The sequence below is a fragment of the Streptomyces murinus genome (genome assembly GCF_002154555.1).
Lineage (GTDB): Bacteria > Actinomycetota > Actinomycetes > Streptomycetales > Streptomycetaceae > Streptomyces > Streptomyces murinus.
This window is the reverse complement of the sequence record NZ_MUNF01000288.1, coordinates 1-10,542: the sequence shown is the minus strand read 5'-3', so window position 1 is coordinate 10,542 and position 10,542 is coordinate 1. Positions and strand designations below refer to the sequence as shown.

Genomic DNA, 10,542 nt, shown 5'->3' with positions numbered 1-10,542 from the left:
GCGGCGACCAGGCCGGCCGCCCCGCCAGGCTCGGCCCCGCTCGCCCCGACTCGGTTTGACGCCCAAGGAGGCAGCATCATGCTCGGCGCACAGATGCAGTTCGAACTCAGCAGACTGGTCGACGCGGCCTGGGCCGTCGCCGCCTACGCCGCACAGGGCCGCGACGACCTCAGCCCGCAGCAGCGCGCCGCGGTGGAACGGGCGCTCACCCTGTCCGGGCTGCCGGTCGGTCACCACGATCCGGAGTTCGCCGCCGCCCTGACCAGCCAGCTCGCCCAGGCCGCGGCCTTCGCCGAGGGCCCCACCAAGGGCTGGGGCGACATGCCTGACGAGGTGCTGCTCGCCCAGGGACGCGGCTCACGCCAGGTCGCCGACTGGATCGTGGACGAGGCCGCACCCGTCCTCGGCCTCACCGGCATCGCCGAGCGGACGGGCACCGCCTTCCTCGACGTCGGCGTGGGCACCGGCCAGCTCGCCGCCCGTATCGCCGAACGCTGGCCACGCGCCAGGGTCGTCGGCGTTGACCGCATGGAACGGGTCCTCGGCCTCGCCCGTACCGTCATCGACAAGGCGGGCTGCGCCGACCGGGTCGAGCTGCGCCACGGCGATGTCACCGACCTCGCCGACGACGCCCTCTACGACCTGGCCTGGCTGCCGCTGAGCTTCATGTCCCCGGACGCGATCCCCAAGGCCCTCGAAGCGGTGCGCCGGGTGCTGCGGCCCGGCGGCTGGGTGATCGCCACCACCTTCGCCGCCGATTCCGAACTCCCCATCGTCAACGCGATGTCCGACCTGGTCACCGCGGTCAACGGCGGCAGCTCCCTGACCCAGGAGGACCTCCTGGTGGAGATCCGCGCCGCCGGCTACAGCGAGTCCGTGGCCCTGCCTTCCACCCCGCTGACCGGCGCGCTGACCGCCGCCCGCGGCTGAGCCAGCACGAGGAGAGAGACATGACGAACCACGAGACCGGCTTCGCACCCGTCAACGGCACGGAGCTCTACTACGAACGCGCGGGCTCCGGCGACGCCGTGGTCCTGCTGCACACCGGCAACGGCAACACCACCATCTGGGACGGCCAGTTCGAGGACCTGGCCGAGGACTACACCGTGGTCCGCTACGACTGCCGGGGCTTCGGCCGCTCCGGATACCCGGACGAGCCGTACCAGTCCGCCGACGACCTCGCCGCCCTCCTCGACCACCTCGGCATCGAGCGCGCCCATGTGATCGGGCCGTCCTTCGGCGGCCGGATCGCCGTGGAGTTCGCGGTGCTGCACCCCGCCAGGGTCCGCTCCCTGCTGCTGGCCGCGCCGGTCAGCCGGGAGCACGAGTGGACCGACGAGGTGAACACCAACCGGATGGCCGAGGAGGACCTCATCTGGGCCGGCGACGACGACAAGGCCCTCGACATCAGCCTCGGCAGCTGGGTCGCCGGACCCAAGCGGACCCTCGCGGACATGGATCCGACGCTGATCGCGCGGCTGCGGATCACCGCCACCGCGGGCTACGACCGCAGGCGCAGGACGGTCGCCGAGACGGGCAACGAGCCCGACGAACTCGAACTCGTGCCCAACGCCGCCGAACGGCTCGGCTCCCTCCAGGTGCCCACGCTCGTCCTGATCGGCGGCATGGACCAGCCGGACGCCATCGAGATCGGCGAGCGGCTCGCGCGCGACATCCCCGGGGCGAGCGCCGAGTACATCGACGACCTCGGCCACATGATCACCATGGAGCGGCCAGAGGAGTTCCTCCAGAAGGCCCGCGCCTTCCTCGCGGAGGCGGCCCGAGCGGAGGCGGCCCGATGACCGGACTCCTCGCACCCCGCGCGCTCACCCCTGAGGAACTGTCCTCCGTCACCGCCGAGTTGGACGCCGTCCCCGTCCCCTTCCGGTTCGCCCTGTCGGCCGCCCGGCTGCCCACGGCCACCTTCGGACAGATGTCCCGCACCTGGACGGCCTTCCGGCGCGGCGTCGAGGCGTTCATCGACCGCTACGACGGCGACGCCGGCCGCATGGCCAAGGCCCTCGGCCTGCCCGAGCAACTGGTCCCGATGTGGGAGTCGTTGCCCGCGCGGGACTGGCACCTCATCGGCCGCCCCGACATGATCCTCGGCACCACCGACGGCACCGGACCCGAACGCTGCGTCATCGTCGACGTCAACGCGGGCTCCCTCGCGGGCCTGTTCCCGCTCAACGACATGCTGCTGCGCGCCCACCAGGCGGACGTGCTCAGGCCGGAGTTCGGCGCCTGCGGCGAACCCCGCTACCTGATGGGCCGTTTCGCGGACCTCCTGCGCCGGCACCTGACGCACGAGGACGGCCTGATCGCCCTCACCTACTACGCCGACGAGGCGGCAGGCGACGACCACTTCGACAACTGGCACTACCGCTCCCTGGTGCTGGAACTGGCCCGGCACGGACTGACCGCGCGCTCCGTGCACATGGAGGACATCGAGATCCGCGACGGCGCCGCCTGGCACCGGGGCGCCCGCATCGGACTCGTCCACCGCTACTTCCTGCCGGACGCCGAGAACCCGCACCACATGGCCGAGTTGGGCCGGATCTCCGCCGCCGCCCGCGACGGCGCCCTGCGGTCCATCACCGGGCTGTGGGGCGAGATCCTGGCCACGAAGGCGACCCTCGCCATGCTCTCCGACGAGGAGTTCACCGGCGAACTGCCGCCCTCCCTCGCCGCCGACCTGACCGAGGCGGTGCCCTGGACCCGGCGGCTCACCGAACGGCGCACCTTCTGGCGCGGCGAGCGCGTCGACCTGCTCGACTGGTCGCTGCGCAACCAGCACCGCCTGGTGATCAAGCCCGCGCTGGGGGAGAAGGGCCGGGACGTCCTCATCGGCCGCGAACTCACCGCTGCCGACTGGTCCGCCCTGATCGAGCAGGCGGTCGGCGCCGAACGCCCCTGGGTCGTACAGGAGTTGATGGCGGCGACCCCGAAACCCCTCTCCTTCCAGGACGACTCCGGCGACCTGCACGAGATCACCGTCCCCGTGGTCTACGGCTCCTATGTCCTGGACGGCGAGTTCGTCGGCGCCATCCGCCGCTACGGCATCAAGGGCGACGGCCACCTGATGATCAACGGCCTCCAGGGCGCCGTCCCGGCACCGGTCTACTGGGGCGCCGATGACTGACCTCGCGGCGCCGGACGACCTCATCCTGCTCAACCCCGGCCCCGCGTGCACCTCACCGGGGGTGCGTGCGGCCCTGCTGCGGGGCGATCTGTGCCACCGCGAACCGGAGTTCGCCGAGCTCCTCGCCCGGCTGCGCACCTCGATCACCCGGTGCCTCGGCGTGCCGGACACCCATGAGACGGTGCTGATCACCGGCTCCGGCACGGCGGCCATGGAGACGGCCGTGATCGGCTCGGTCCGCGCCGGACGCAAGCTGCTGGTCGTCAACAACGGGGTGTACGGCGCCCGGCTGCTGGCCATGGCCGAGGCCCATGGGATCGAGACGGTCGTGGTGCAGGCACCCTGGACCACTCCGGTCGATCCGGTCGCCATCGCCGATCGCCTGCGGTCGGACGGGCACATCGACGCCGTCGCGTGCGTGCATCACGAGACGACCACCGGAATGCTCAACCCGATCGCTGAGATCGGCGCGATCGTCCGGGATCATGAGGCGGTCTTCCTGGTCGACGCGATCAGTTCGACCGCTATCGAGTCACCCGATCTCGCCGAGGCCGGCGCCGACATCATCTGCGGGACGGCGAACAAGGGCCTGCACGGCATCCCCGGCGTCTCCTTCCTGCTGCTGTCCACCGCCAAGGGCGTCGACCGGGTCGCCGCGGTGCCCCGGCGCAGCGTCTACCTCGATCCCGCGGCCCAGCTGGCGGCCCAGCGCGCCGGGGACATCCCGTTCACCCCTGCCGTCCAGACGTGCTACGCGCTGGACGAGGCGATCACCGAGTACGAGACCGCCGGCGGGTACGCGGCACGCGTCCGGCTGTACCGGGAGCGGGCGGCCGTGGTGCGCGCCGGGTTCGCCCGGCTGGGCCTGCCGGTCCTGATCGAGGAGCCGTACCGCGCGAACTCGGTCACGGCGCTCGAACTGCCCACCGGCGTCGCCTACCCCGCGCTGCACGACGAGCTGAAACGGCGCGGCTACGTCATCTACGCGGGCCAGGGCCGCCTGTCGCGGACCCACTTCCGCATCGCCACCATGGGCGAGATCCCGCTGCCCCGACTGGTGGAACTGGAAGGGGCGTTGGAGGAGTCGATACGGCACCTGGCGAAGGCGCGGAGCGCGTAGGAACGGGCACGGGAGCGGCTGAGAGAAACACGCCGAAGAAGCAGTCGTGACGTGACGACGAAGACCCCGCCGGTCGTACGCCCGGCGGGGCCTTCCGCACGTCCCCCGCGCCCGCCGCGAACGGCCGCGCCGGAATCCCGGATGCGCGCCATGGCCGACCATGACAGTCTCCACGCATGTCGATCATCGGTGTGTCTCCCGAGGTGTCCCTCGCGTACGAGACCTTCGGCGACCCCGGCGACCCGCCGGTCCTGCTCGTGATGGGATTCGGCGCGCAGCTGCTCGCCTGGCACGAGGACTTCTGCCGGGCGCTGGCCGGCCGCGGCCGCTATGTGATCCGGTACGACAACCGCGACTGCGGACTGTCCACCAGGTTCGACGACCATCCCGTCGACATGGGCGAGTTCATCGCCGCCGTCAGCTCCGGTGACCTTGCCACCGCGCTCGCGATGGTTCCCTACCGGCTCTCCGACATGGCCGCCGACGGCCTCGGCCTGCTCACCGCGCTCGGTGTCGAACGCGCCCATGTGGTCGGCGCCTCGATGGGAGGGATGATCGCCCAGACGATGGCCGTCTCCGCCCCGGAGCGGGTGCTGACCCTGACCTCGATGATGTCCTCGACCGGCGAGAGCGCGTACGGCCGGCCGAGCCCCCAGGCGCAGGCCGTGCTGTTCGGCCCGAGGCCCGCGGACCGGGACGGATACGTCGCGGCGGCGGAGAAGGAACTGGTGTGGGCCTCCAAGCGGTACGGCGACGCCGCGGCGCTGCGCGAACTGGCCGCCGCGAGCTACGACCGCGCCTACCGCCCCGCGGGGATCGGACGACAGCTCGGCGCGATGATCCTCAGCGGCTCCCGCGCGGACGCGCTGCGTGAACTGCGGGTACCGACACTGGTGATCCACGGCCTGGACGACACACTGATCGACCCCAGCGGCGGCAGACGCACGGCGGAACTGGTGCCCGGCGCCGAACTCCTGCTGCTCCCCGACATGGGCCACGACCGCCCCCGCGAACTGTGGCCCACACTCATCGACGCGCTGGTGGCCCACACCGGCCGAGAGTGAGCGCGCATCGCGACGCTGACGAGTTCCAGTCCGCCGTGTCGACCACCCGGTCCTAGGGCCTGTCTGACAATTCCCGTCGTCGCCCGGAGGGCGGCCGCGCGGCGTCAGGTGCGTGCTCTCGGGGTGCCGGGCGTAGGCCCTCGTACTGGACGTACTTGGGTCTGCGCCCGGTGCCGCGAGAGTGCGTGCATGGCGTCGCGCGGCAGACGGGAATTGTCAGACAGGCCCTAGCCCTCCGCGTCGACCACCCGGAACCGTTCGGCCACGACCAGCGCGTCGTCGTCCACGACGGGCGTGTAGCCGAGCAGTTCGGTCACCTGCTCACCGCGGAAGAAGTCCCGGTGCGCGGCGGCCCACTCCTGGACGTTCGCGTAGCCGCGGCCCTCGTCCAGCGCGAACCGGTCGTCCACCTCGCGGAACGGGATCACCCGGGCCTCGGTCAGTTCGATCACGACGGCCGTACGGTCGTCCGAGTCGAGCACCGCGTACCGCTGGCCGGCCTCCGGGACGGGCTGCCCTATCTGCTCCAGGATCTCGACCAGCGCCGTCATGGCCGTCTTGCGGCCGCTGATGATGGCCTCGACCCCGCTGTCGCGCTCCGGGCCGGGAAAGGCGAGGGCGAGCTTGGGGAGATCGTCAGCACTCATACGGCCGAGCGTACCTGACGGTGTGTCCGAACTCGTGTAACTCACAACGGAGTTGCCCGGAAGACGGAAGACGGAAGACGGAACGCGATAGGCGGAAGACGGAACGCGGAACGCCGGCCCGTCCGACCCGCGGCGGGGGTCGGACGGACCGGCGTCGAGGCGCTCACACGGTCCGGAGGGGTCCCGGACTACTTGGTGAAGGCGCCGGTCCCGTTCGGGGTGCCGAGGCCCGTCGGGCCGTCGTAACCCTTGCCCGCCTGGCACAGGTAGGCGACGTCGCAGGACCCGTTCGAGCCGCTGGTCACGTCGTTCAGCTGGTCCGGGTGGGAGTACGGGTACGACGCCGGGGTGTCACCCGAGCCCGGGGCGCCCGCGAGGGCGTAGACACCGGCGATGAAGGGCGCGGCGGCGCTGGTGCCGCCGTACACGTTCCAGCCGCTGGCCTGGTAGGTGTCGTAGACGGCGAGACCGGTGGCCGGGTCGGCCACGGACGCGACGTCGGCGACTGCGCGCTTGGCGCAGTCGGTGTCCTTCTGCCAGGACGGCTTGGCGTCGTACTGCGAGCAGCCCGAACCCGCGCCGTCGCCGCCGGCCGAGGTGCCCCAGACGGTCTCGGAGTAGCCGCGGGTGCTGCTGTCCTTCTTCAGCGAGGTGCCGCCGACCGCCGTCACGTACTGCGAGGCCGCCGGGTACTCGACGCCGTAGCCGCTGTCACCGGAGCTGACGGTGATGGCGACGCCGGGGTGCTTGAAGTACTGGTCGTCCGCGGTGGTGTCGTCGGACCCCTCGCTGCCGCCGTAGCTGTTGGACACGAACTTGGCGCCCTGCTTGACGGCCTGGTTCACGGCCGCGCCCAGGTCGTCCATGCTCGCCGACTTGGCCTCGACCAGCAGGATGTTGCACTGCGGGCAGGCCGCGCTGACCATGTCGACGTCGAGGGAGATCTCACCGGCCCAACCCGCGTCCGGCGTCGGGTAGTTGCTGCCGCCGTCCTGGTCGATCTTCTTGAAGCAGCCGTTGTCCGTGCTGCACTCGGGAAGGTTGTACTGGGAGCGGTAGGCCGCCAGGTCCTTCTCGGCGTTCGGGTCGTCGTTGGCGTCGACGATCGCGACCGTCTGCCCCTTGCCGCCGTCCTTCGGGAGGTTGTAGGCGGCGGCCAGGTCGGACGGACCGAAACCCTGCGGGGTGTCGTTGCGGCCGAGGGACTTGTGCTGGGCGATGTCGGTGCGCTCGACCGACTGGCAGGCCATGTAACCGGGCTTGCTCGGCTGCGAACACAGCCGGTGCGTGTGCACCGACGCGGCCGCGGAGGTGGTCGCCGCGTGCGAGGCGGCAGGGGTGGTGGCGAAGGCCGACGTCTGCGTGGCGACGGCCACGCCGCCGGTGATCAGAGCCGCCGCGGACAGCAGCGCCGGGGCGCTGCGACGTATGCGGTTCCTTCTGCGGTGGGAATGCAAGAAACTGCCCTCCGTGGGGGGATGGACGACTCCGGAGCGACGGCCTGATGGGCATGTCAAAGGCATGACAACCCACCGTTGGGGGTGGCCGGCCGGAGTCTGGTTCTGGGCATGTCGATGGATCTGCCACCCCGGTCAGTGGTGGCTGGGCTTGAGGTTATTGACTGTTTGCCGTTGAGAACAAGGGCAGTTGGTAAAACCTTGGCCCAAGCTCTTTGAACGGCCGATATGTTGTGCGGCCATGGAGCTGGACGACACCACCGTCAACCGACTGATGTCCCTCGGGCTCGCCCGCTACGAGGCCCGGATCTATCTGTCACTCATCAGGCGCGGCTCCTACACGGCCGCCGAGGTGGCCCGCGAGGCCGATGTGCCGCGCCAGCGCGTGTACGACGTCCTGGACGCCCTGGTACGGCGGCAGTTGGCCACCGCACGCCCCGGACGTGTGACGACGTACTCCGCGGTGCCCCCCGAACCGGCCCTGGCCCGGCTGATGTCCGCCCAGCGGGAGACCGTCGACCGACTGGAGCGGGCCTCGCAGGAACTGGCCGGACTGCTGGGCCCGCTGTGGGCCCAGGGCCGGCAGCACACCGACCCCCTGGACTACATCGAGGTGCTGCGCGACCCGAAGGCGATCGGTGAACGTTTTGCCGATATCCAGTTTCAGGCCCGTCACGAACTCCTCACCTTTTGCAAACCACCCTTCGTCGCGCCGCCCGAGAACACGGCGGGCATCACCGCCGTGCGGCGCCTCCACCAGAGCGGCGGCACGGTCCGCGCGATCTACCTCCCCGACACCCTGGCCGACCCCGAGACCGCCGACCATGTCCGCCGGTTCGCCGCGGCGGGGGAGGAGGCGCGCTTCGCCCCCGACCTCCCGCTCAAGCTCGTCATCGCCGACGCGTCCCTGGTCCTGTGCGACATGCCGGACCCGGTGGCGGGGGCGGACACCACGACGACCCTGTTCATCGAACATCCGGCTCTCGCGGCCTGCCTGCGGCTGGCGTTCGACACGGTGTGGGCGGCGGCCCGGCCGGGTCCGGAGTCGTGAACTCCCCTGCCGCGGCGAAGGGATGGCCGGGGCGGGGGAGTGGCCGGATGTGAAGAAGTGGTGAGATGTGCGAAGGCGGTGGCGGGATCACCTGCTGGTGCTCCCGCCACCGCCTGCCCCGTCCGAGCTGCCCGGTCAGGGGCGCAGGATCAGCCGGATCGGGTCGCCGGTCTTGTTCTCCAGGCGTTCGACCGCCTCGGCCGCCTGTGCCAGCGGGAGTTCACCGCTGATCGAGGCGGAGAAGTCCAGGCGGCCGCCCTGGAGCAGGGACAGCAACTGCGGCAGCGCGACCGGCATGTCGGAGCCGTAGTGGCCGAGGATCTGCTGCTGGAGGTAGCTGAAGCGGGTGCCGTCGGCGACGGTCAGCGGCTGGTCGGTGAGGCCGACGAGAACCAGTCGGCCCTTGGCCGCGAGCACCGACAGCGCCTGCGCGCGGACCGCCGGGACGCCGGCGAAGTCGAACGCGGCGGCGAGACCTGCCCCGCCGGTCGCCTCGCGGATCCGCTCGCGCAGCGCCGGGTCGGCGGAGTCGAGCGCCAGGTCCGCGCCCTGGGCGAGGGCGCGCTCGCGGGCGGTGGGATTGGGGTCGATCGCGACGACCGGGTACGCGCCGACGGTCCGCAGCAGCTGGACCGCGTGGACGCCGAGCCCGCCGACGCCCCAGACGCCGACCGCCTCGGCGGGCTTCACGGCGCCCGTGACGGTGATCGCGCCCCAGGGTGTGGAGACCGCGTCCGGGATGATCGCGCCCTGGTCGAAGGGGATGGCCGCGGGCAGCTCGGTCAGGGCGTGCTCGGAGGAGAGCGCGTACTCGGCCCAGCCGCCGTCGTAGTCCACGCCCCGGGTGTAGGTGACGCCCTCGCGGATCTCACCGGCGTACAGCACGACCCGCTGGCCCGGGGTCCAGCGGGTGACGCCGGGGCCGGTCCCGGCGATGGTGCCGGACACCTCATGGCCCAGGGTGACCGTGTCGCCGCGCAGCAGCAGCGGGGTGAGGGTGCCGTCGATCAGATGGACGTCCGACAGGCAGACGCCCGCGGCCTCCACCTTCACCAGGACTTGACCGGGGCCGGGTTCGGGCTTCGCCACTTCCTCGATCCGCAGGGTGCGGCTGGGGATGTGCAGCCGGGCGGCGAGCATCTGCTCCATGACATGGCCTCCTTGGCGCGACGGCGACCCCTGGGGCCGCGAGCCCCTTAACGCAAGTCGCCTTGCGATGAAACCTACGCCCGCCCTCGGACTAAAGCAAGTAACCCTGCGTTATGGTGGACCATGCCCTCGCCCGACCAGAACGCACCGCCGCTGCGCCGCCGCGGAGCCCGGATGCGCTCCGCCGTGCTCGCCGCCGCCGTGGACGTCCTGACCGCACAGGGGCTCGCCGGTACGACCGTCGGTGCCGTCGCCCGCGCCGCCGGCGTCCATGAGACCTCCGTCTACCGGCGGTGGGGGAGCCGCGAGAACCTGATCCTGGAAGCGCTGACCGAACAGCTCGACGCGGCGATGCCCGTGCCGGACACCGGACGCGTCCGCGATGACCTCGCCACGTACTTCGGCGCGCTCGCCCGGCTGCTGGCCACCGCCCAGGGTGAGGCGCTGCTGCGGCTGAGCGTCGAACGCGACGACACCCTGCCGGACCGCCGCCTCCCCTACTGGGCCGAGCGTCTCGAACGCGGCGCCGTCATGGTCCGCCGGGGCGTCGAGCGCGGCGAACTCGCCCCGGACACGGACCCCGGCCTCGTCATCGAGGCCATCAGCGGCGCCCTGTTCACCCGCGCCCTGATCAGCGGCGCCCCCCTCGACGAGCACCTCGCCACCCGTCTCGTCGACTTGACGCTCACGGGAGCCCTGCCGCGCACCCCGGCCGGTCCCTGACACGGCCCGCGGGGCCGACCTAAAATCCCGGCGTCCCGGAATCCGGAATCCCGGGACGCCGTACGCCGTACGGCGGTCGGCGGCGGGAGTGAACGGACGGCGAGCGGACGGCGGGCCGTCGGTGAGCCGCGCCGGCATCTGTGGGCCGCCCCGCGCGACCTCTAGCCGCGATCGGCGGCCGACCCCGCC

10 protein-coding genes are annotated in these 10,542 nt (G+C 71.7%); 7 read left to right on the top strand and 3 right to left on the bottom strand.

Annotated elements, in window-relative coordinates; all coding sequences use genetic code 11:
* Nucleotides 1-78 precede the first annotated feature (78 nt).
* The 5 genes from CCN72_RS18390 to CCN72_RS18370 all read left to right on the top strand — a co-directional run bounded on the left by CCN72_RS18390 (nucleotide 79) and on the right by CCN72_RS18370 (nucleotide 5,326).
* A complete protein-coding gene (locus CCN72_RS18390) occupies nucleotides 79-930 on the top strand; it encodes a class I SAM-dependent methyltransferase (protein WP_086808460.1) in 852 nt (283 codons plus the stop codon).
* Between the two features lie 20 nt (nucleotides 931-950).
* Nucleotides 951-1,802, top strand: coding sequence for an alpha/beta fold hydrolase (locus tag CCN72_RS18385; protein WP_086808459.1), 852 nt, complete (start codon nucleotides 951-953; stop codon nucleotides 1,800-1,802).
* Nucleotides 1,799-3,142, top strand: coding sequence for a glutathionylspermidine synthase family protein (locus tag CCN72_RS18380; RefSeq protein WP_086808458.1), 1,344 nt, complete (start codon nucleotides 1,799-1,801; stop codon nucleotides 3,140-3,142). The genes CCN72_RS18385 and CCN72_RS18380 overlap by 4 nt, the downstream gene beginning before the upstream one ends.
* Entirely contained in the window at nucleotides 3,135-4,262 is a 1,128-nt protein-coding gene (locus tag CCN72_RS18375) for a pyridoxal-phosphate-dependent aminotransferase family protein (RefSeq protein ID WP_086808457.1), read from the top strand. Before CCN72_RS18380 ends, CCN72_RS18375 begins: the two co-directional genes overlap by 8 nt.
* Before the next feature lie 176 nt (nucleotides 4,263-4,438).
* The gene (locus tag CCN72_RS18370) at nucleotides 4,439-5,326 is read left to right on the top strand and encodes an alpha/beta fold hydrolase (RefSeq protein ID WP_086808456.1); all 888 of its coding nucleotides are present in this window, start codon (nucleotides 4,439-4,441) and stop codon (nucleotides 5,324-5,326) included.
* A gap of 227 nt (nucleotides 5,327-5,553) precedes the next feature.
* On the opposite strand, the gene CCN72_RS18365 is transcribed toward CCN72_RS18370, so the two are convergent.
* On the bottom strand, nucleotides 5,554-5,973 hold the full coding sequence (locus CCN72_RS18365) for an ASCH domain-containing protein (protein WP_086808455.1): 420 nt from the start codon (nucleotides 5,971-5,973) through the stop codon (nucleotides 5,554-5,556).
* A gap of 188 nt (nucleotides 5,974-6,161) precedes the next feature.
* Entirely contained in the window at nucleotides 6,162-7,430 is a 1,269-nt protein-coding gene (locus CCN72_RS18360) for a S53 family peptidase (RefSeq protein ID WP_086808454.1), read from the bottom strand.
* 241 nt (nucleotides 7,431-7,671) lie between these two features.
* On the opposite strand from CCN72_RS18360, the gene CCN72_RS18355 reads away from it, so the two are divergent.
* Nucleotides 7,672-8,481, top strand: coding sequence for a TrmB family transcriptional regulator (locus tag CCN72_RS18355; protein ID WP_086808453.1), 810 nt, complete (start codon nucleotides 7,672-7,674; stop codon nucleotides 8,479-8,481).
* 135 nt (nucleotides 8,482-8,616) lie between these two features.
* Here CCN72_RS18355 and CCN72_RS18350 read toward each other — a convergent pair whose 3' ends face one another.
* Nucleotides 8,617-9,630: a zinc-binding dehydrogenase gene (locus tag CCN72_RS18350; RefSeq protein ID WP_085567545.1), complete on the bottom strand. Its 1,014-nt coding sequence runs from the start codon at nucleotides 9,628-9,630 to the stop codon at nucleotides 8,617-8,619.
* 123 nt (nucleotides 9,631-9,753) lie between these two features.
* Between CCN72_RS18350 and CCN72_RS18345 the strand changes: the two genes are divergently transcribed.
* Nucleotides 9,754-10,353 carry a TetR/AcrR family transcriptional regulator gene (locus tag CCN72_RS18345; RefSeq protein WP_086808452.1) on the top strand — a complete coding sequence of 200 codons (600 nt, stop codon included), beginning with the start codon at nucleotides 9,754-9,756 and terminating at the stop codon, nucleotides 10,351-10,353.
* Nucleotides 10,354-10,542 lie beyond the last annotated feature (189 nt).